Source organism: Nonlabens sp. SCSIO 43208 (genome assembly GCF_050703575.1).
Classification (GTDB): Bacteria; Bacteroidota; Bacteroidia; order Flavobacteriales; family Flavobacteriaceae; genus Nonlabens; species Nonlabens tegetincola.
In genome coordinates this window covers 1109313-1130050 of sequence record NZ_CP065365.1, presented here as the reverse complement: position 1 = coordinate 1130050, position 20738 = coordinate 1109313, and the positions used below count along the sequence as shown (strand labels likewise).

The 20738-nt window shown below is 35.4% G+C and carries 21 protein-coding genes; 4 read left to right on the top strand and 17 right to left on the bottom strand.

From position 1 onward, the window contains the following. Genes I5168_RS05360 through I5168_RS05335 form a run of 6 tightly spaced genes read right to left on the bottom strand, consistent with a single transcriptional unit; the run spans nucleotide 1 to nucleotide 6585 of the window. Nucleotides 1-819: a purine-nucleoside phosphorylase gene (locus I5168_RS05360; RefSeq protein WP_105018035.1), complete on the bottom strand. Its 819-nt coding sequence runs from the start codon at nucleotides 817-819 to the stop codon at nucleotides 1-3. Continuing rightward, nucleotides 809-1432, bottom strand: coding sequence for a TIGR04282 family arsenosugar biosynthesis glycosyltransferase (locus I5168_RS05355; protein WP_105018034.1), 624 nt, complete (start codon nucleotides 1430-1432; stop codon nucleotides 809-811). The genes I5168_RS05360 and I5168_RS05355 overlap by 11 nt, the downstream gene beginning before the upstream one ends. 52 nt (nucleotides 1433-1484) lie before the next feature. Next, a complete protein-coding gene (locus tag I5168_RS05350) occupies nucleotides 1485-2045 on the bottom strand; it encodes a hypothetical protein (RefSeq protein ID WP_317043036.1) in 561 nt (186 codons plus the stop codon). Next, nucleotides 2020-3369 carry a magnesium transporter gene (gene mgtE, locus I5168_RS05345; RefSeq protein WP_060523728.1) on the bottom strand — a complete coding sequence of 450 codons (1350 nt, stop codon included), beginning with the start codon at nucleotides 3367-3369 and terminating at the stop codon, nucleotides 2020-2022. Before mgtE ends, I5168_RS05350 begins: the two co-directional genes overlap by 26 nt. A 58-nt stretch (nucleotides 3370-3427) precedes the next feature. Further along, nucleotides 3428-4276: a 16S rRNA (adenine(1518)-N(6)/adenine(1519)-N(6))-dimethyltransferase RsmA gene (rsmA, locus tag I5168_RS05340; RefSeq protein ID WP_431472625.1), complete on the bottom strand. Its 849-nt coding sequence runs from the start codon at nucleotides 4274-4276 to the stop codon at nucleotides 3428-3430. A gap of 41 nt (nucleotides 4277-4317) precedes the next feature. Beyond that, complete coding sequence (locus I5168_RS05335) at nucleotides 4318-6585, bottom strand: response regulator (RefSeq protein WP_431472624.1); 2268 nt, start codon at nucleotides 6583-6585, stop codon at nucleotides 4318-4320. 114 nt (nucleotides 6586-6699) lie between these two features. On the opposite strand from I5168_RS05335, the gene I5168_RS05330 reads away from it, so the two are divergent. The 3 genes from I5168_RS05330 (at nucleotide 6700) to I5168_RS05320 (ending at nucleotide 9386) form a co-directional block, all read left to right on the top strand. Beyond that, nucleotides 6700-7284: a HupE/UreJ family protein gene (locus tag I5168_RS05330; RefSeq protein WP_042279553.1), complete on the top strand. Its 585-nt coding sequence runs from the start codon at nucleotides 6700-6702 to the stop codon at nucleotides 7282-7284. Nucleotides 7285-7374: 90 nt separating this feature from the next. Beyond that, entirely contained in the window at nucleotides 7375-7806 is a 432-nt protein-coding gene (locus I5168_RS05325; protein WP_042279552.1) for a deoxycytidylate deaminase, read from the top strand. Further along, nucleotides 7806-9386 (top strand): S41 family peptidase, encoded by a 1581-nt coding sequence (locus I5168_RS05320; RefSeq protein WP_431472623.1) that lies wholly within the window; start codon nucleotides 7806-7808, stop codon nucleotides 9384-9386. The genes I5168_RS05325 and I5168_RS05320 overlap by 1 nt, the downstream gene beginning before the upstream one ends. Here the strand turns inward: I5168_RS05320 and I5168_RS05315 are convergent. The 4 genes from I5168_RS05315 to rpe form a co-directional block, all read right to left on the bottom strand. Then, on the bottom strand, nucleotides 9383-9580 hold the full coding sequence (locus tag I5168_RS05315) for a hypothetical protein (RefSeq protein ID WP_060523720.1): 198 nt from the start codon (nucleotides 9578-9580) through the stop codon (nucleotides 9383-9385). The genes I5168_RS05320 and I5168_RS05315 overlap by 4 nt on opposite strands. 6 nt (nucleotides 9581-9586) lie before the next feature. Beyond that, the gene (locus I5168_RS05310; protein ID WP_042279549.1) at nucleotides 9587-10174 is read right to left on the bottom strand and encodes a MarC family protein; all 588 of its coding nucleotides are present in this window, start codon (nucleotides 10172-10174) and stop codon (nucleotides 9587-9589) included. A gap of 132 nt (nucleotides 10175-10306) precedes the next feature. Then, on the bottom strand, nucleotides 10307-11272 hold the full coding sequence (locus I5168_RS05305) for a YpdA family putative bacillithiol disulfide reductase (RefSeq protein WP_431472622.1): 966 nt from the start codon (nucleotides 11270-11272) through the stop codon (nucleotides 10307-10309). A gap of 55 nt (nucleotides 11273-11327) precedes the next feature. Next, the gene (gene rpe / locus I5168_RS05300; RefSeq protein WP_105018029.1) at nucleotides 11328-11987 is read right to left on the bottom strand and encodes a ribulose-phosphate 3-epimerase; all 660 of its coding nucleotides are present in this window, start codon (nucleotides 11985-11987) and stop codon (nucleotides 11328-11330) included. 340 nt (nucleotides 11988-12327) lie between these two features. On the opposite strand from rpe, the gene I5168_RS05295 reads away from it, so the two are divergent. Beyond that, nucleotides 12328-12897 (top strand): hypothetical protein, encoded by a 570-nt coding sequence (locus tag I5168_RS05295; protein ID WP_146104969.1) that lies wholly within the window; start codon nucleotides 12328-12330, stop codon nucleotides 12895-12897. A gap of 183 nt (nucleotides 12898-13080) precedes the next feature. On the opposite strand, the gene I5168_RS05290 is transcribed toward I5168_RS05295, so the two are convergent. From I5168_RS05290 to gcvH, 7 genes are all read right to left on the bottom strand, one after another. Continuing rightward, nucleotides 13081-15348 carry a polyribonucleotide nucleotidyltransferase gene (locus I5168_RS05290; RefSeq protein ID WP_338350786.1) on the bottom strand — a complete coding sequence of 756 codons (2268 nt, stop codon included), beginning with the start codon at nucleotides 15346-15348 and terminating at the stop codon, nucleotides 13081-13083. A 168-nt stretch (nucleotides 15349-15516) separates the two neighbouring features. Beyond that, nucleotides 15517-15786, bottom strand: a complete 270-nt coding sequence (gene rpsO / locus I5168_RS05285) for a 30S ribosomal protein S15 (protein ID WP_042279545.1) — start codon at nucleotides 15784-15786, stop codon at nucleotides 15517-15519. A 137-nt stretch (nucleotides 15787-15923) separates the two neighbouring features. Next, nucleotides 15924-18026: a gliding motility protein RemB gene (locus tag I5168_RS05280; protein WP_431472621.1), complete on the bottom strand. Its 2103-nt coding sequence runs from the start codon at nucleotides 18024-18026 to the stop codon at nucleotides 15924-15926. A gap of 103 nt (nucleotides 18027-18129) precedes the next feature. Beyond that, nucleotides 18130-18954: an energy transducer TonB gene (locus I5168_RS05275; protein ID WP_431472620.1), complete on the bottom strand. Its 825-nt coding sequence runs from the start codon at nucleotides 18952-18954 to the stop codon at nucleotides 18130-18132. Between the two features lie 164 nt (nucleotides 18955-19118). Further along, nucleotides 19119-19847 (bottom strand): energy transducer TonB, encoded by a 729-nt coding sequence (locus tag I5168_RS05270; RefSeq protein WP_060523704.1) that lies wholly within the window; start codon nucleotides 19845-19847, stop codon nucleotides 19119-19121. Nucleotides 19848-19907: 60 nt separating this feature from the next. Continuing rightward, complete coding sequence (locus tag I5168_RS05265; protein ID WP_146104968.1) at nucleotides 19908-20330, bottom strand: VanZ family protein; 423 nt, start codon at nucleotides 20328-20330, stop codon at nucleotides 19908-19910. After that, a complete protein-coding gene (gene gcvH / locus I5168_RS05260) occupies nucleotides 20330-20707 on the bottom strand; it encodes a glycine cleavage system protein GcvH (RefSeq protein ID WP_105018024.1) in 378 nt (125 codons plus the stop codon). The genes I5168_RS05265 and gcvH overlap by 1 nt, the downstream gene beginning before the upstream one ends. Between the last annotated feature and the right edge of the window lie 31 nt (nucleotides 20708-20738).

Here is a 20738-nt window from a genome sequence, read left to right as displayed (position 1 = left end):
TTACAACGATTCAATTAAGCTCTTGAAAAGCTCTACCATTTTAGGCTCCGCTTTTCCTGCCACTTCTATAATTTCTGGAACATTGATTGGCTGTAGGTTATCTGGATCGCATTCATCTGTAAGAACAGATACTGCAACAACAGGTAGTCCTAAATGATTTGCAACGATAACTTCTGGGACCGTACTCATTCCTACGGCATCGGCACCTAGAATTTTGAGCATACGATATTCTGCTCTAGTTTCTAATTGTGGTCCGACCACACTGGCATAAACACCAGTATGTAAAGTTATTTTCTTACTACTAGCGATATCTTTAATCTTAGCGCACATCTGTTTATCATAGGGTGCACTCATATCTACAAATCGCTCACCAAACTCTCCTACATTTTTAAATGCCAATGGGCTGCCACCTTGTAAATTGATATGATCATCAATTAACATCATGTCACCCTTTTTCATATTAAGATTTACAGCACCGGCAGCATTTGATATCAGTAAGTTTTTAATTCCTAGCTCATTCATTACTCTTATTGGATAGGTGATATCCATAAAATCATAACCTTCATACAAATGAAAACGTCCTTGCATAACAACGACTTTTTTTCCTCCCATTGTACCGTATATCAGTTTTCCTGTATGAAACTCAACAGTAGCTAAAGGAAATGACGGTATGTTATTATAATGAGCAACAACGGGTTGTTCAATTTTATCAACTAATTGACCTAGACCAGTTCCTAACACAATTCCTACTTCAGGCTTGTCAAATCCTAGTTCTTCTAGATACTTAACTGAATTTTCTAATTGTTTCTTACTTAACATCTATATTTTTTAAAAATGGTTGAAATGCTTGAACATCTTTTATATCCTCGTAATAATCGACATCATTACGCGGTTCTAAGGTAGCATAATTTAATTTCTTAAGATCTCTGATGGTGTCTTCATAAACTGTACCAGTTCCCCATTGCTTGTCTTCAAAAATTCCTTTTGGGATATTTTTATTAAAACCCAATAAGTAATATCCACCATCAGTGGCTGGTCCTATTACAGCATCATGAGTATTAAGTGTTTCAAAGGCTAGATTAAGGTCTTGAGAAGATAGATCGTACAAATCACTGCCTATAATCACAACTCGATCGTACTCTTTGAGAGCCTTTTCAAAAGCTGCACTCATCTTTATTCCCAGATCACCCTTTACCTGTACATGCTTTTTAAACACATCATCAGGCCAAATGTCGTTTTCATGAATTTTTTCAGAATACCAGACTTGTTTGACCACTTTCAATGGTTCTGTAATAGTTTTGGTATGGTTGAGTAAAAACTTATAAACTTCTAGAGTAGCTTGATCTCCAATTGTAGCTGCTAGTCTACGTTTACCTTTACCCAATTCTGGATTACGAGTAAAAATAAGTAATGCTGCGTTTTGTTCCTTCATCACTACAAGTATAAAGCAATACCGCAATTAAGTATAAAAAACTTTGCTAAAACTAAAGTTCGATCATATTAAGCTCTTGCTCATAATCGAATTGTAAATCTTCATGAAGTGTAGAAATACGCACCTTAATTAAGGTTATTTGCCTAGCCACTAAATCTCTTATCACTTTTGAATTAAAAACTTTAGGAACATTCTCTCTAAGTGCGTATACAAAATGGATCAGTAATTGAACCTCGGTTTCTTTATTTCCAGAATATCTGATGAATTTTTTTACTTCTTTGAGTAGCTTGCGTATGTTCTTTTTACCGTAATAAAGATTTGACGTGTTTACTTCTAGTACCTTTTCATCAATATAGGCTTTAATCCTGTCAACGTATCCCTGCTCATAGTCTGCTTCAAAGAGAATGTAGGTAAGTAGCTCTTTATTTTCTTTTTTAAATCTGGCAAGGCGTTGAATGACTTGTCTCAAATCATCCTCAGACCTGGATTTGAGCTCATCCCTTATTTCTTTGGCACTTGCTGCTTTCATATTTCTAATTGCTAGATGGTGATTACGCTTTCGCGAAAGCGTAATAATTACACTTCTATTATATCCCGATAATAGCTTTGGCAATCATAAAATAGATTAATATTCCAAAAATATCGTTACTAGTGGTTATAAATGGTCCTGTTGCTATCGCTGGGTCAATTCCTTTTTTGTGTAAGGCTAATGGCACAAATGTCCCTACTAAACCAGCGACTATTATCACTGAAAATAAAGATACTGAAATTGCGATACAGGTTAAAATACTTTGCTGTGTAGCTATGGTATAAGCTAATAACAAAATAGCCAAAATAAAACCATTAAGCATTGCTAGAAGCACTTCTTTTATCAAACGGTTACCTATACTACCTTTTAAATCGTCATTTGCGATACCTTGTACGATAATCGCGCTGGATTGAACACCTACATTACCAGCCATGGCGGCTATAAGCGGTGTAAAAAAGTAGAGTACTGCATTATTTTCCAGATCTGCCTCAAAACCTTCCATGATTGCAGCGGCTCCTATTCCACCCATTAGTCCTAGTACTAACCATGGTAATCGTGCTTTGGTCAAATCCCAAATACTATCGTTTGCCTCTACATCTTGTGATATACCACTGGCTAACTGGTAATCCTTTTCAGCCTCTTCTGTAATAAAGTCTACAATATCGTCAATGGTAATACGACCTACTAAACGGTTAAGTTCATCAACCACCGGTATAGCTTCTAGATCATATTTACGCATTAATCGTGCGACCTCTTCACCTGTTGTGTGTACATTGACAAAATCAACTTTTGGTATATACACATCTTTTATAGGGGCATTATCTGGTGCGGTAATCAAATCTTTAAGAGATAATCTTCCCTTTAATTTATTGGCATTATCGACAACATAAATACTATGAACTCTAGTAACATTCTCACCTTGTGCACGCATTTCACTTAAACAGCCAGTCACGCTCCAGTTTTCATTAACCTTAATGAGCTCCTTTGCCATAAGTCCACCTGCACTATTTTCATCGTAGCGCAGTAACTCTACGATATCCTCAGCATGTTGTTCATCCTCGATCTCATTGATAACCTCTTGTGCTACTTCTTCAGAAAGCTCGCTAAGAATATCTGCAGCGTCATCGGTATCCATTTCTTCAAGCTCACCGGCGATTTCTTTAGGTGAAAGGGCATTGATGATGCGCTCTCGTTGGTCCTCATCGAGTTCCATAAGAGCCTCAGAAGTTTTCTCAGAGTCAAGAAGTTTTATGATAAATACGGCCTCATCTAGATTGAGTTCGTCAATAATCTCTGCCACATCGGCAAAGTGCAACTCACTTAACAGCGCACGCAACTCATCTTTATGGTCTTGTTCGATGAGTGAACGTATCTTATCCAAAAACTCGGTGCTAATTGTAAATTGCATAATAATGAGGCTTATAATGCAAATATACCTTAATGAGATTGAGGATTACAAGACCCTTTTACTTGTTGTTTGACAATTGCTCAATCTTTGTAGCCAGTTCTATGAATTGTTGAACAGAAATTTGCTCTGGTCTAAGACTAAAAATTTCTTGTTCACGAATTTCATCAGGTAATTGCAATGATTTTAATGTATTACGCAATGTTTTACGGCGTTGTTGAAAAGCGAGTTTTACCACTCTTCTTAAGGTGCTATAAGAGCATGGCAAACGATCATAATCATCTTTACGTGTCAAGATTAAAACACCACTTTGAACTTTTGGTGGTGGATTAAATACCTCACTACCTACGGTAAATAAATACTGCGCATGATAATAGGCTTGCGATAATACGGATAAAATACCATATGTTTTAGAGCCGTGTTGAGCACACACACGTTCTGCTACTTCCTTTTGAAACATTCCACCAAATTCTATGACTTGATCTCGATTTTCAATAGCTTTAAAAACAATTTGAGTACTTATGTTGTAAGGAAAATTACCAACGATAGCAAAGGGCTTATTACAATAAATTTCATTCAAATCCTTTTTTAAGAAATCGGCCTCAATTACAGCAAAGTTATCTTCATTGACAACTTTGGGATGTTCTAGTCTAAAACTATGTTTAAGATAAACTACTGACTCACTATCCAATTCTAAGGCTGTTACCTTAATACCCTTTCTTATAACATGTTTGGTAAGTACACCTGTTCCAGGACCGATTTCGAGCACCTCATCATATCCATTGTAGCTCAAGACATCAGCTATTCTTATAGCCACTGTTTCATCTTTAAGAAAGTGTTGTCCTAGATGCTTTTTAGCTGTTACCCCTTTATCGATAGCTTTGTTTTTCTTTGTCTTTTTGTAACCCAATTTTTTTATTCTTGATAATTTAAAAGGAGAGCAAAGGTCGTCTATTTTGAACTACGATAACTTATTATTGTAGTTGCTATCTTATTTTTCAGCTCCTTTATGTCATATGGCTTTATGATTATATCATTCATCCCAGAGGAATAAATACGCTCACGAGCTTCTTCAATTTCAACAGCCGTCAAAGCTATTATAGGCACGTCACTAATTTTTCTAATATTTTGGGTTGCTGTTATACCATCCATAACAGGCATATTAACATCCATTAAAATTAGATCTACAGGATTGTTTTTATAAAAATCAATTGCCAAAGCTCCATTTTCAACTACAGAACATTGTACACCAACCTTTTCTAGAATTTTCCTAGTTACCATTTGATTGATTTTATTGTCCTCGGCAACTAGGATATTAAGTCCTTTCAATACATTTTCAAGCACGATAGGCGTTGTGCTTCCTTCATGAATGCTTGAAGTAGCAATTTCAAAATCAAGAGAAAAGTAAAATGTAGACCCTATTCCTTCAACACTGTTTAATTTGATTTCACTACCTGAAAGATCTAGTAGTCGCTTCACTATAGGTAATCCTAAACCAGTACCTTGATAAAGATTACTATGAGCATCACCTTGTTTAAACTCTTCAAAAATTTCTTGTTGCCTTTCTTTTGATATACCTGTACCGCTATCTTTAACTTTAAAAGTTATGTGAGCTACTCCATTATTTCTCATTGATTCTAACTCAACAACAATACTTCCATTTTCAGTAAACTTATTAGCATTTCCCAGTAGGTTCATTAATATTTGGGATAATCGTGTAGGGTTACCTTTTACTCGATGAGGTAGGTTGTCAGGTATGATAGAATTTAGAGTGTTGTTATTTTGTCGTTTTAAGTATTCAAAGGTTTTAATAATCTTCTCTACCAAATCACGGATTGAAAATACCGTTTCTTCATCTTCAATTTTATTATGGTCTATTCTATTAATTTCTAGAACGTTGTTCACCAAAGCTAGAAGATAATCAGCAGAAAACTTTAAAGACTCTAAATCACTAGAGAGCGATGCATCTTTATTATTTTCAGACAAGATCGAACTTAAACCTATTACTCCGTAAAGCGGTGTACGTAATTCATGACTCACAGTTGAGAAAAAGTTATTTTTAACTTCAGCTAGATCTTCTGCCTTTTTCTTTTCGATTAGATAGGCGTGGTTTTTCTTTCTAAGCTGTTTAATTATTCTTTTACGTTTATAAAAATTACTTGCTAGAATTAAAATTATCAAAAGAGCAACCGCTACAAGACCAAAAAGAACATAGTTAAGTATGGTTCTATTTTTTATTTGTTCTTCCTGCAGTTGTTTTTGTAATCGAGTTTTATCTAGTTCACGCTGGTATTCCTCTACCTTATATTTTTGCGCCAGCTTTGCTGTTTCTTGTTCTATGAAATTAGTCTGATTTGTTTTTAATGTTTCAATATACTGATCTTGAATAATGGCAGCCTGTTGAAGTTTATTATTTTCTAATAAACAAACAGAATAAGATTGAAGGAGCATTTCCTTTTCAGATGAATTGTTTTGCGCTTCTGTTATCTTAATACCTTCCAGAAAGTATTTTTCTGCTTCACTAGTCTTTCCTTTTTTACAGTAATGAATACCAATAAAATTTTTAACTAATGCTTTATAGTCATCAGAAACACCTTCAGGGAAAATCTCTTTATCCTCAAATTGCAATACGATCTTGCTAAACTCATCCCATCGCTCAACATCAATCAAATAATCAGCATAGTTATACATAGCGTATTCCAAGCCATTTATATCACCTATGCGTTCATAAATTTCAATAGCTTGTTTATAATAATCTTCGGCCATTTCTAATGTTTTCATTTGTAGAGAATAAACATTAGCTAGATCCACATAGGAATCGGCAGTAGCACCATCGTTATTTAACTGTTTAGAATATTGAGCCGACTTTTTGAAATTTTCGGTAGCACGCACAGTATCTCTTAATTGCAAGTAATCAAACCCTAGATAATTATAGCTACGGCTTATAGCATCTAGATCTTTTGCATGCAACGCATGTCGTAAGGCAAATTGATTGAGTTCAAAAGACTTTTTATATTGACCCGTTTTAAAATAATCGGTAGACCTACTTAAAATAGAATCTAATTGATAAGGGGTATAGGTATTCTTAACCTCATAAATGCTATCAAGCTCTTGACTATTACAAAGAACACATGATAACACACCGATTATAAGGCTTAAAATAGCACGAGATATTTTAACTTGTTCTAGCAAAATGGCATGGCTGTTTAAAGTAGTCAAAAGATAAGAAAATAAAATTACACACGAATGATAATTCCTACTTAGAATTTTACAGCAAACTGTCTACTTTTTTATAATTAGATTTTATTTTTGACCAAATCCCCAAAAATAATTATGAACGATTTTATACTATATGTTACAGAAGGTTTTGAACATGTTCTAGATCTACGCGCTTATGATCATATTTTATTCATAACCTTGTTAGCAGTTCCTTATTTATTCAATAGCTGGAAAAAATTACTCTGGTTGGTAACCGCATTTACAATAGGACATACTCTATCTCTATTCCTAGTAGCATATGGTGGCGTGAGTGTAAAATCTGCCTATATAGAATTTCTTATCCCAGTTACCATCGCTATCGCAGCTTTATACAACATCTTTACCGCTGGTAAAAGACATAGAGACCAGGCACATTGGGTTACCATAATAATTACTTTATTTTTTGGATTAGTACATGGTTTTGGTTTTGCAGGTGAATACAAAATGCTAGCAGCTGGAGCAGATAATGATTTTCTCATGTTATTAGAGTTTGCTCTAGGAATTGAGCTAGCTCAATTAGTGATAGTGCTTATCGTATTGATTTTAAACTTTATATTTACTGGTCTATTTAGGTTTAGTAAAAAGGATTGGGTGCAAATTATAAGCGCCATTATTTTCGGTATTGTAATCCCGATGCTTATTGAAAGATGGATGTGGTAAGCCGATCATGTTTTTTGCAATAAACCTTAACATTTTATCGCTTTCGCGAAAGCGTAAACCTATTAACAAAGCCTGTCTAATCAAGTTTGCATGAATAACACTAACAAACAGCACAAATACGACGTTGCTTATTTGAAAATGGCACAGGAATGGGCCAAATTATCCTATTGCAAAAGACGACAAGTAGGAGCTCTTATAGTGAAAGATCGCATGATTATAAGCGACGGATATAATGGAACGCCTAGTGGTTTTGAGAATTTTTGTGAGGATGAAGAAGGATATACAAAATGGTATGTGTTACATGCAGAGGCTAACGCTATTCTAAAAGTAGCAGCATCAACACAAAGTTGTCAAGGTGCAACACTTTATATTACCATGTCACCTTGTAAAGATTGCAGCAAGCTAATTCATCAAAGTGGTATAAAACGTGTAGTGTTTATAGAAGCTTATAAAGATCAAAGCGGAGTAAAATTTTTGGAGCGTGCTGGCGTTACAGTAGAACGAATCACTGAATTAACTTAATGAAAAAAACGTACTTGTACTTACCCATTTTCCTAGGAGTGTTTTTTGCTGCTGGAATTTTATTAGGGCATTATATTAATGATGTTACTAATGGCAGGTATCTAGCAAGTAACAATTCATCCAGGCAAAAATTAAATCGATTAATTGATTTAATAGAAAATAAGTATGTGGACGATATCGATACAGATAGCATTGTTGATGCTACGGTACTGGGTATCATGCAAAATCTAGATCCACATTCAGTTTATATACCTAGTGACCGTGCAGAGGCTGTACACAACGATATGAGAGGTGATTTTGTAGGGATTGGAATCAAATTTTTTGTAAACAACGACACGATATCTGTAACTCAAGTCTTTAAAGATGGACCTAGTGACGAGGCTGGAATACGTAGCGGTGATAAAATTCTTACCGCCGATGGACGCAAATTATATGGAGAAAATGGTACAGATTCCAGTATTCTTAAGGGAAAAGACGGTACAAGGATAACACTAGGAGTATTGCGACCAGGAGATCAGGAATTACTTCAAATTCCAGTGACTAGAGGTAAAGTTGCGCTACGTAGTGTAGATGCCGCTTATATGTTAAGCTCAGATTTAGGCTATATTAAAGTCAATCGTTTTGCTGAAAATACAATAGAGGAATTTGATCAAGCTATCGAAACAGTAAAAAAAGCTGGTGCAACATCCTTAGTTTTAGATTTAAGAGACAATCCTGGAGGAATACTTACTGCGGCGACTCACATAGCCGATGAGTTTTTACAAGAAGATAAACTCATTTTGTTTCAAAAAGATCGCAATAATAAACGAATTGACAGCTATGCCACTGACGATGGTGATTTTGAAGATAGAGAGGTCTACATCCTTATCAATGAAAATAGTGCTAGCGCAAGTGAAATTGTTGCAGGTGCCTTACAAGATAATGATATTGGTATTATTGTAGGTCGTAGAAGTTTTGGTAAAGGTCTAGTTCAACAGGAAATGAAGTTAGGTGACGGCAGCTCTGTACGGTTAACAGTGGCTCGTTATTATACTCCTACTGGACGTAGTATTCAACGACCTTATGATATGGGTAAAGAAGCTTATTTTAATGAATACATTAATAGATACCAAAATGGTGAGTTAATCGATGAATCAAATATTGAAGTGAACGATTCATTGAAAAGAATTACTCCAGGAGGCAAAGTCGTTTATGGTGGTGGCGGTATTGTTCCGGACGTTTTTGTTCCTAGTCCAGATGGATACATTCTTCAAACCTTAGATTATTTTGCTAGAACTGGTTTTGCCGATCGTTTTACAAACATGTATTTACAAGAAGACGGCGCCTATTTGTTCAACCTATCCAAACAAGAGTTTTTGGAAGAGTATGAAGTTCCTGAACCTGTCATGGAGAATTTCATACAGTTTGCTCAACTTTATAATACCAGTATAAAATTACCTGGATATAGGAATGAAATTTCTTTGATCATAAAAAGCTCTATTGCCGAACAGCTTTTTGGAACTCAGCTTAAGGTAAAACTGATTAATCAGGAAGATAATATGATTAAAAAGGTTTTACAATTACACGCAAAGTCAAATTAGGCCTTACTTTTTTCTTTAATTTTAAGAGAAGTAAGCATTATCCACATAAGTACTACTACACATAAAGCTGCGATAATACTTATTACGGCAATTTGACTATCTCCATTAAATGGCTGGTTAAAATCTAATTTAAACACATTAAATAAAGCGCTTGCACCAGCGATGATCATCATTATTTTACAGAATAGCTTCATGATATTTTAAATAAATAGTTCTTTTATATTGGTCGCAAAAAGCTTCACAGCTATCGCTAATAATATAACTCCAAAAATTTTACGTACTACGTTGATACCTTGTTTTCCTATAACCTTTTCAATTCTTCCAGAATTCTTCAGCACTAGATAAACAAAAGCAATATTCAATACAATTGCCACGATAATATTAATCCCACTGTATTCCGATCGCAATGACAGAACAGATGTTAAAGTACCAGCACCGGCAATGAGAGGAAAGGCTATAGGAATAATTGCTGCTGTTTCAGGAGCATCATCTTTATACAGCTGTATTCCTAATATCATCTCTAATGCAATAAAGAAAATAATGAAAGCACCTGCAACAGCAAATGAATTTACATCAATTCCAATAAGGTTAAGCATGCTCTCTCCTACAAACATAAAAACAATCATTAAGATACCAGCTACTATACTCGCCTTTTCACTTTGAACATGTCCCACCTTGCGACGCAAATCAACAATAATCGGTATACTACCAATTATATCTATTACAGCAAATAAAATCATTGCTGCAGTAAACGTCTCTTTAAAATCAAAAGCTGTTAAAAATTCCATCTCGATTTATTCAAATTTTTTGCAAAAGTACTGTTATTTAAAAGTTGGGCAACCACAATTCCTGTTTAAATAATTCTTAATAAACAGTAAAGAATTTTGACATATTCCAGTTTAGAAATTCTTTATTAGGTTTTAACCTTTTTCCATTATATCAGAAATAATCATTTCTGCATGAACCCTACTATTCTCTATGAACCACTTATGTGTTTCCTTTCCGCCGCAAATAACACCAGCGAGGTATATACCAGCTACATTAGTTTCCATTGTTTTAGGATCGTAGCTAGGTATTAAATATTTTCCTGTAAGTTCAACACCCAGGCTTTTTAAGAAACTAAAATTGGGCAGATAACCCGTTAGAGCAACAACAAAATCATTTTCTATACTTTTTATAACTCCGTTATGTTTGAAAAATACCAAATTCGGTGTGATTTTTTCAACTTCAGAATTGTAAAAAACAGTTATAGCTCCTTCTTTGATCCTATTTTCTATATCAGGTTTAACCCAATACTTTACTCGTTCTCCTATGGAGTCTCCTCGGACTAGCATGGTTACCTTACCTCCTTTTCTATAAATTTCAAGAGCTGCATCAACCGCACTATTACTAGCACCAATAACCACCACATTTTGAAAAGCGTACAAGTGAGGATCATTGTAATAATGGGTTACCTTAGGAAGCTCTTCTCCTGGAACTTTTAATAAATTAGGAATATCAAAAAAGCCAGTTGCAATTATCAATTGTCTTGACAAATAGGTTTTCCTTGAAGTAATTACTTCAAAATCAACTTTCTTTTTAACATCGACGACCTCTTCAAATAAATGAATGTCCAGTTGGTTTGAGGTAGCAATTCTTCTATAATATTCTAATGCTTCTTGCTTACTAGGTTTTGCTTCTTTTGAAATAAACGGGATCTCTTCAATCTCAAGCTTTTCACTAGTTGAAAAAAACTGCATGTTAGCAGGATAATTATACAAAGAGTTTACGAGCGGTCCTTTTTCTAGAACTAAATAAGATAATCCTTCCTTCTTTGCTTTTAAGGCACAAGCAATACCTATGGGTCCTGCCCCAATAATAATTATATCATACAATACCTCTTCCATAGCACAAAGATAATGGCTACTTTCAAGGACTATTTACAGAGTAATCTTAAAAAAATTACTTCTCTATAATTTTCTTAAGACCTGCGATAGTTTGGGTAGGATTTTCGCTTTTGAATACATAGCTACCAGCTACTAACACATCGGCACCAGCATCGATTAATTGCTTTGCGTTTTTATCCGTCACGCCACCATCGATTTCAATCAAGGTTTCAGCACCTTTAGCATCAATAATTTTTTTGAGCTGGGTTACTTTATCATAAGTATTTTCAATAAAGCTTTGTCCTCCAAAACCTGGATTCACACTCATCAAACAAACCATATCAATATCCTGAATGGTATCTGTAAGTAAATGAACACTAGTATGTGGATTAAGTGCTACACCAGCTTTCATACCGTGAGATTTTATAAGTTGAAGTGTTCTGTGTAAGTGTGTACACGCCTCATAATGAACGGTAAGGTAATCACAACCTAAATCGGCAAAGGTTTTCACATAACGGTCTGGATCAACGATCATCAAATGTGTATCTATAGTTTTTGTGGCGTGCTTTACGATATCACGTAGCACGGGCATTCCAAAAGAAATATTAGGAACAAAAACACCATCCATGATGTCTATGTGAAACCAGTCTGCGTCACTAGAATTAATCATTTCAACATCACGTTGAAGGTTTGCAAAATCTGCTGCTAGAATAGATGGGGCGATACGTTTGGACATTACTAAGTTTTAAAGGTTATGCAAAGTTAGGGTATTGATTTCGCTTTCGCGAAAGCACAGCACTATAAAATCATTTTGTAATGACCACTCTAAAATTTTAACATAGCTGTTTTCATGTAGAAACAATCTGTTTAAATTTAAAAAGATAAAATTTTAAACCATTTTAACAAAAGATATACAGCAAGTTAAAATGTTGCAAACATATTATTAAGATGCTGCTAAACACTTGCCTGTAACTATTTTTTTTTTTTTGCTTTGAGAAGATTTGCAAATCAAAATTCCCTTTAAACGAGGAAGCCGAAAAGCGATATGAGTAAGCATAATTAATTATTAATATATAATGAAAAAACATTTTAAATTATTACCACTACTCCTTGTGAGTTTTTGTTTAACCTTTAATTCTTGTAGTGATGACGAGCAAGTATTAGAAACAAATTCAGAAGAGCAAAATTTCTTAGAAAAATCTTCAAGTGCTATAGAAACTATTGAAAGTATTGAAGAAGATTTTGGAATTGAGTTAATTGTTGATGAAACTATAGATCCAGAAAATACAATTCATTTTGAAACAGAAAAAGAAATGAGAAGTTTTATTGAAGAACAATTAAATCAAATTCAAAATCCCAGTCCTGTTCAAACAGAAGGATGTGCTAATGGAATATACACTGGTCAGGCGGCATCATCTGGGTTAGCTTCTTTGAATTTTGATGTTTCTGTTAGTGACGGTTGTATTTCAGGTATTAGTGGATATTGGTCTGGCTTTACATTTGGTTTAGGATATACACAAGGTGAATCGAATATGAATTGTAGTTCAGCTACGGTTTGTGGAACAGTTGACTATTTGCTGTTTTTTCAAGGTATCGGTACAGTATGGAAAGAGAGTGTATGTTATTCAATTAGTTTAAATTGTTAATTATGGATTTAAAACTTTTTTCATGGCAGCTATTTCTAATCGCTGTAATCGTTATTGTAGCTGTCCTTGTTTATAGAGCAGTAAGAAAGAATAGAAAGAATAATAACTTATAATTAATATTCATTTTTATAAAAAATGCCTCTCGATTTCTCAAGAGGCATTTTTACATTATAAACTTGTGAATTAATCTTCAGATTTATTCTCGTTGTTGTCATTATCACGACGTGGTCGGTCATCGCGACGTCTGTCGTTACCACGACGGTCATCACGTCTACCACCGCTACGGCGGTCGTTGTTACGCCTATCGTTATTGTTGCTGCGACGTGGACGCTCTTCCCAACCTTCTGGCTTAGGCATTAATGCTTTACGAGATACCTTTTGTTTTTTAGTTCTAGGGTCTATTCCTAAATACTTAACATCTAGAACATCTCCTACACTTAAAACAGTTGATGGATCTTCAATACGTTTGTAATCAAATTCACTTACGTGTAATAAGGTTTCCTTTCCAGGAGCAAATTCTACTACCGCACCAAATTCAAGCATCTTAACCACTTTCACCTCGTAAACCGAGCCTACTTCAGGTTCAAAGATGATGTTTTTGATACGCTCAATAGCAGCATTGATTTTATCGCGGTCTGTACCAGCAATTTCGATAACACCTTTATCATCAACCTCTTCAATATTGATAACCGTATCTGTTTCCTTTTGCATTTCCTGGATAATCTTTCCACCAGGTCCGATAACAGCACCTATGTACTTTCCTTCTATCTCCATAGATTCCATCTTAGGAGCGTGTGGCTTCACATCATCAGCTGGAGTAGCAATCGTATCGGTAAGTTTACCTAAAATATGCATACGACCATCACGTGCTTGCATTAAAGCATTGGTAAGGATCTCATAAGAAAGACCTTTAATCTTAATATCCATCTGGCAAGCAGTGATACCATCTTCTGTACCTGTTACTTTAAAGTCCATATCACCTAAGTGATCTTCATCACCTAGAATATCAGATAAAACTGCATAATCATCTCCATCGCTTATCAATCCCATCGCAATACCAGAAACCGGCTTTTTCATTTCAATACCAGCATCCATAATTGCCATAGTACCAGCACAAACAGTTGCCATGGAAGAAGAACCATTAGATTCTAATACTTCACTTACAACACGCACAGTATATGGACAATCCTCTGGGATCATTCCTTTAAGTGCACGTTGAGCAAGGTTACCGTGTCCTATCTCACGACGAGATGTCCCACGTAGTGGACGAGCCTCACCAGTTGAGAATGGCGGGAAATTGTAGTGTAAATAGAAACGCTCTTCACCTTCTTGAGACGCCATGTCTATCACATTTGCATCGCGTGAAGTTCCTAGTGTTACTGTTGCAAGCGCTTGAGTTTCTCCACGTGTAAAAATGGCACTACCATGAGTAGATGGTAAATAGTCGATCTCACACCAAATATCACGAATATCAGTAGTTTTACGACCGTCAAGACGCACACCTTCCTTAAGCAACACATCGCGTACTGCTTTTTTGTGGGTTTTATTGAAATATTTAGAAATTAATTTTCCTTTTTCTTCTACCGTTTCTTCATCAAAAGTTTCAAATAAAGCCTCTTTAATTTCACCAAAGGCAGTTGAACGCTCTCGCTTACCACTACCTTGTTTGGCAATATCATAAACCTTGTCATAAGTAAACTCAGCTACTTTAGCCTCGATATCAGCATCTTCATCCTCGCCTTCATACTCACGAGTTTCCTTCTTACCACCTACTTGTTCTACTAGTGCTTTTTGAGCCTCGCATTGTTCCTTGATAGCTTCATGTGCTGCTTTAATAGCTGCGATCATTTCTTCTTCAGAGATTTCATCCATTTCTCCTTCAACCATCATCACACTATCGGCACTCGCACCTATCATCATGTCAAGATCACTTTCCTCTAGTTGTTCAAAACTTGGGTTTATGATAAACTCGCCGTCAATACGTCCTACACGCACTTCAGAAATCGGGCATTCAAAAGGAATGTCAGATAATTGTAATGCAGTACTCGCAGCTAATCCTGCTAGTGCATCAGGCATTACGTTTTTATCGTGTGACATTAATTGAATCATCACTTGCACTTCATTGTGGTAGTCCTTAGGAAATAGTGGACGTAATACACGGTCTACTAATCTCATAGTAAGTACCTCACCGTCATTAGGACGTGCTTCACGTTTAAAGAATCCGCCTGGGTATTTACCTGCCGCAGCAAATTTTTCTCTAAAATCTACAGTAAGAGGTAGGAAATCCATTCCCGTTGAAGAGTAACCAGATACTACAGTACCTAATAACATAGCGTCGCCGCAGCGCACTACAACCGATCCGTGTGCCTGTTTTGCAAGAGCACCGGTCTCAATGGTGATATCTGGCCCATTGGCCATTTTTATCACTTGTTTAAAAACTTGTGGTTTCATAAAATTTTATTTAACGTTTTCTCAAGTTGTGTGTGGTGAGAAAGTGTTTGTCATTTTTCTTTATGAGAAACCAGCTTTTATGTCTCGCGATTATTTATTTATGACGCTTTCGCGAAAGCGTACCTGCAATATACTAATAAAAAAAGGGGACACAAGGTCCCCAATTTTTTACTTTCTTATTCCTAATTCCTTAATAAGCTCACGATATCTTAAGATATCCTTCTTCATAAGGTAATCAAGTAATGAACGACGCTTACCTACCAATTTAACCAAGCTACGCTCTGTATTAAAATCGTGACGGTTTTTCTTAAGGTGTTCTGTTAAGTGGTTGATACGGTATGTGAATAACGCGATTTGCGCATCAGTGTTACCAGTATCGTTTACTGACTTTCCATACTTTGAAAAGATTTCAGCTTTTTTTTCTGCAGTTAAATACATGCCAAAATTATTTGAAATAATGAATATTATGTATGCCAGACTATCTGACGTATCGCTTAAAGCGAGTGCAAAAATAATGTTTTATTATGGTTTACAAGCTTTTAAATTAAAAAAGTTAATCTGATGCTTTTTATCATTTACCTGTCGTAAGACCAGTTCATTATATCTGTGCGCAATCCTATGTTAAACCAGGTTGTGGATTGATCAACTACTCTTACGTTATCTACTTGAGGAGAAATATCACGATAAATAAGCTGTGTATATACTTTTAAGTTTGAGGCTGGATTGATTAAATATCCAGCTTCAAGTTGCCCATAAAAATAGCTTGCGGTATTACCTTGAGCTACTTCATTCCCGTTTTCAAATGCGCGATTATCTTCACTGGTGTAAACATTTCCTCCATAAGCAAGATTGTCGCTATTTGATAATATATCATAACCACGTTCCCCTAAAATAGCTTTACCGATCCCATACCATCGTTTATAGTCATATCGGCCTATAAAAATCATCTCATAGAAGTTTGCACCCCATGGATGAGCAAGCGCTTGGTTACTATTACCATAATTAAGAACGATAGAATTATGACTGTAAGTAAAAGGCCTTACCCGATTATACTCTGCTTGAAGCATTAAACCGTTAATAAAAGCATTTTGCCATTTTACACCTATTTGAAAGGCACTTTTATTCTTAAAACTACCACCACCAGCCACGGCATCACTAGAAAACTCGTCAAAAACAAGCTGTCCATATCCCGTAACCCTATTGGTGAATTTATATTTTGCAGTAGCGCCTATTAAAGCATTTCCACCTCGTGAACCTGTTTGTAATTCAATAGCTTGATAAAAAATGATAGGATTAATATAATTAAAATCAAATCCTCTTTGGTTATCATCCTGCCAAAGCACACTTTCAAACAATCCGATATTAAGTCGCTTTGTAGCATTCCAACTTAAATAGTGAAAAGTCATAAACTTAGTACGAAAACTATCATCGGCAGTTACTTCACTGCGTACATCTCTTAGCGAGGTGTAAAGAACAGTGTAGTTGAGCTTCCAAAAATTGGCATTTACTTTAAAGTAAGGGAATGGCATTGAGTTATCACTTAAAACTAAAGATCTGTATCCATCTCCTATAAAATGCTGCCCATGACCTAATTGTAAATCAAAATACTTGCTAGGTTTGTAATTAATATAACCTGTTGCTACTGGGTAATCGTAAATATTCTCACCGCCATCTTCAGCAATACCACGACCAGGCACAATACCTGGATTACCGCCGTCGGGTGCTCGCAGTGTGATTTCTCGATTGAAATAATCTGCAAATCGACCTTGAGATTCTTGAATCGTAGCTCCAAATGTTATTTGCTTACCGATACCACCGTTTACCATCGCAAGCCTTGTATTATTAAAAGTATTAATGTCGGCGTCAAAATCTTTACCCAACTGTAGGTCTACTCCTGGATCTATTACAAACCAGTAATCATCTCCTGCAACTCTAAAAAAGTGCTCATTCCACCATTTGCGACCTAACCATGTTGTGCGTTCTTCTGTTAAACTAGAGCGCTGTGCTTCTAAATCAAAATACGCTCCTACTTGATTAAAAGTATAAGGTTTAATACTACTATGAGCATTGGTGCCAATTTTGTTCATAGCAGCTTCATATGGTGCATAACGCTGATACGAAAAAGGAATTATTGTGTTTGAGAGTAATTCTTGATTGGTGTATTTATTTGATTTGATACCTTGGTAATCATTGTTCGCTTTCGCGAAAGCGATACTGTCTAAATCATTGACCAAATCACTCTTTGCTGGCGATGCAGTATTTTGCTTTTCATCAAACGTAACAAAGGAACCACCTGACACCAATGGAACTGGTGTGTTTATAACAAATTGCATAAATGTGGGATTTCCGTTGTAGCTAGGTGGCGTAATTTTGGGCAATGAATTAAAAGCTTTTCTCAATTCACTTTTTACATCTTGCTCTTTTGAGTCTAAGGTGATAACAATAAACTCACCGTCTTTATTTACTTCAAACCTAATAGTCGCACTACTAGAACCAACATCTACTGGGTGATCATAATTATTTTGAAGCTGCATGTATAATTCCTCATAAAAACAGCTGGACAGTTCACTGGATAAAACTGATTCACAATTACTAAAAATAGGGAATTTCTCTATACTTGTTTGAGCAATACCTGTTATAGAAGACAGTATAAAAATTAAAGAGAGAATTGATCTCATAAATTCAAGTTATAGGCTCAAAGATACACTTTAATAATACCGAATAAAAAATCCCAGACTCATATTAAAAAACAGGTCTGGGATCACAATAAATGGTTGATGTTTATTGCTGAATTGAAAATGTTATTGGTATTGAATAAATCACCCTAACTGGTTTATTATTGATTTTGCCAGGCTGCATTTGCGGTAATTTGGCCATCACTCTATTAGCTTCCTTTACTAATCGATCATTAGGAGCACGTACTTTGATATCAATTGGATTACCGTTTTCATCAATTGTGAACATAGTTGCTATCTTAAACTTATCTCCTTGACCTGATAAATCTTCGGCTAGACTAGTATCAAAATTTCTTTGAATGAATCGTTTCATCTTTTCATTCATGCAGTTATACTTTTCCTCTCTTGACATATCTTCATCACAACCAGGAAAAAGCGGCATTTCTTGAACAGCTATTATAGGACTGCTGGTAGTAGATGTGGTCGGTTTGCTTTTTGCTTCTGTCTTACTAGATGTAACTGGCGTAACCGCAGGCTCTGTAACAGGCGTTTCTTCCCTTTTTTTGTCATCATTTTCAGGAACAAGTTCGTTATTATCAACCACCTTTAATTTATTCGGTTCTATAATTTTAGGAGTTTCGATTCTTACAGGTTTTGCAATAGGCTGTTTAATGACAGGATTATCTGGAATTACTCGATAAACATCATGATCCTCTTCCCACACATCTATGATCGTAGTACCAACGATTGCAGGAACAGGCTTAGTTTCTTCGGTAGTGGTTTCAATAACCATCCAAACTAGCAATAACGCTGCTACCAGCCCTATTTGAAAATTAATAATGGGATTGACTTTTGTGTTAATAGATTTCTTCCTCTCGATACGAGAAAGTACCGATGTTGCAGCATCGGCATCTTTTTTAAAGAGACTCATAATTAATGGTTTAAAATGTTATTAGGAACAGAAATCAAGAGTCGTACCAAAAACCGTTAATTCAAAATAAAATCCATAAGCTTTTAATGAAAACATTATTTTATTGATAATAAAAAAGCCCGACTTGTAGAAAGTCGGGCTTTTTTAAAAATTTATTTAATTATCTAGTCTTGTACTTGGAAGATAATTGGTAATGCATAAATAACACCTACCGCTCTACCACGCTGCATACCTGGAGTCATTTTAGGTAATTTATTAATTACGCGAGCAGCTTCTTTCTGTAAATCTGGGTGCTTAGCACGAGATTGAACTCCTACGATATTTCCTTTACTATCGATTTTAAACTGTACCGATATTTTTTGACGACCTTCAAGACCTAAGTCGTTTGCAAGACCTGTGTTAAAGTTACGGTTAACGAACTTGGTGATTTTCTCACTCATACATTTCTTACGGTCGGCATTATTTTTCTTATCCTCACAACCAGGATAAATAGGCACGTTTTCAATAATTGCAAAAGGTACATCGGCAATCACTTCTTCTACACCTACTTCTTCAGAAACCTCTTCTACCTCAACAATCTCTTCTTCTTCATCGGTTTCAGTATCCTGAATTTCCACCTCTTCAATTTCTACATCATCCTCAACAACTTCCAGAATTTCTGGAGCTGGTGGCGGTGGTGGTGGCGGTGGTGGCGTATCAAGCATTTGTGTAATTGGAATTTCTTCTTCAATTACGAATTCTTCGATTTCAACTGGCGGCTCCTCGATTTCGACTGTTTTTGTCTCATACTCCAAACCTTGCCATGCTAGCAAAAGCATAAATGCCAGTCCTGCAAGAGCATACAACGTAATATTCTTACGTAAATCTGCCTTTTCTGATTTTTTAACTTCCATTGCGGTGGTGTTTAGTGGCTAAAAATAAATAATTCAATTTTTTCTTAAAAGCTTTTAACGCTAAGATTTTTTTATCTGTAACATTTTACTGATAACATAAAGTAATAGAGCACCAATAATGATGCCAAATACATTTGCAATAACGTCAAAGATATCCATAGATCTATTTTGTGAGAAATATCCTTGACCTAATTCTATAAGAACACCTATAATAAAAGATAATACCATAGCTCCTATAACAACTGTTCTAGAAAAATCTTCTAGTATGTTTTTTATATTCCATGAATAATCAGGAAACTTTGAAACATAACCTACATAAAAAAAGAAGTACCACACTATCGCCATAATGGAATAGGCAATTGCATGATACACTTTATCTTGAAAACTGAGCTCAAAAGGAATCGGAAAGGGTAAACTTGTTAGTGAAAGATAAGCAATCACTAGAGTGTAAACCGGCGCAACCCCTTTAAGCAAATGCTTCACTATCCTACAAGATCTTTATAAGCATCAGCAGTCATAAGACCATCTACTTGTGAAGCGTCGCTTATTTTTATTTTGATCATCCATCCATCACCATAAGGGTCAGAGTTTACTAACTCTGGCTCGTCTTCTAATTGCTCATTAAATTCAACAATTTCACCTGACAATGGTAAAAACAAATCAGAAACGGTTTTTACCGCTTCTACCGTACCGAAAACTTCCTCTTGATCAAGTGTTTCATCTACGGTTTCAACCTCAACGTATACAATATCACCTAATTCGCTTTGAGCAAAATCAGTGATCCCTACTGTTGCAACATCACCTTCTATTTTTACCCATTCGTGGTCTTTGGTGTACTTAAGTTCTGCTGGAATATTCATTATTTAAATTTTAAAGGGGTAAAGTTAAAAC

Bases quoted from the DNA above. Each gene is read 5' to 3' on its own strand.
- I5168_RS05360 (WP_105018035.1), bottom strand. From the start codon at position 819: ATGTTAAGTAAGAAACAATTAGAAAATTCAGTTAAGTATCTAGAAGAA.
- I5168_RS05355 (WP_105018034.1), bottom strand. From the start codon at position 1,432: ATGAAGGAACAAAACGCAGCATTACTTATTTTTACTCGTAATCCAGAA.
- mgtE (WP_060523728.1), bottom strand. From the start codon at position 3,369: ATGCAATTTACAATTAGCACCGAGTTTTTGGATAAGATACGTTCACTC.
- I5168_RS05330 (WP_042279553.1), top strand. From the start codon at position 6,700: ATGAACGATTTTATACTATATGTTACAGAAGGTTTTGAACATGTTCTA.
- I5168_RS05325 (WP_042279552.1), top strand. From the start codon at position 7,375: ATGAATAACACTAACAAACAGCACAAATACGACGTTGCTTATTTGAAA.
- I5168_RS05320 (WP_431472623.1), top strand. From the start codon at position 7,806: ATGAAAAAAACGTACTTGTACTTACCCATTTTCCTAGGAGTGTTTTTT.
- I5168_RS05315 (WP_060523720.1), bottom strand. From the start codon at position 9,580: ATGAAGCTATTCTGTAAAATAATGATGATCATCGCTGGTGCAAGCGCT.
- I5168_RS05310 (WP_042279549.1), bottom strand. From the start codon at position 10,174: ATGGAATTTTTAACAGCTTTTGATTTTAAAGAGACGTTTACTGCAGCA.
- I5168_RS05305 (WP_431472622.1), bottom strand. From the start codon at position 11,272: ATGGAAGAGGTATTGTATGATATAATTATTATTGGGGCAGGACCCATA.
- rpe (WP_105018029.1), bottom strand. From the start codon at position 11,987: ATGTCCAAACGTATCGCCCCATCTATTCTAGCAGCAGATTTTGCAAAC.
- I5168_RS05295 (WP_146104969.1), top strand. From the start codon at position 12,328: ATGAAAAAACATTTTAAATTATTACCACTACTCCTTGTGAGTTTTTGT.
- I5168_RS05290 (WP_338350786.1), bottom strand. From the start codon at position 15,348: ATGAAACCACAAGTTTTTAAACAAGTGATAAAAATGGCCAATGGGCCA.
- rpsO (WP_042279545.1), bottom strand. From the start codon at position 15,786: ATGTATTTAACTGCAGAAAAAAAAGCTGAAATCTTTTCAAAGTATGGA.
- I5168_RS05280 (WP_431472621.1), bottom strand. From the start codon at position 18,026: ATGAGATCAATTCTCTCTTTAATTTTTATACTGTCTTCTATAACAGGT.
- I5168_RS05275 (WP_431472620.1), bottom strand. From the start codon at position 18,954: ATGAGTCTCTTTAAAAAAGATGCCGATGCTGCAACATCGGTACTTTCT.
- I5168_RS05270 (WP_060523704.1), bottom strand. From the start codon at position 19,847: ATGGAAGTTAAAAAATCAGAAAAGGCAGATTTACGTAAGAATATTACG.
- gcvH (WP_105018024.1), bottom strand. From the start codon at position 20,707: ATGAATATTCCAGCAGAACTTAAGTACACCAAAGACCACGAATGGGTA.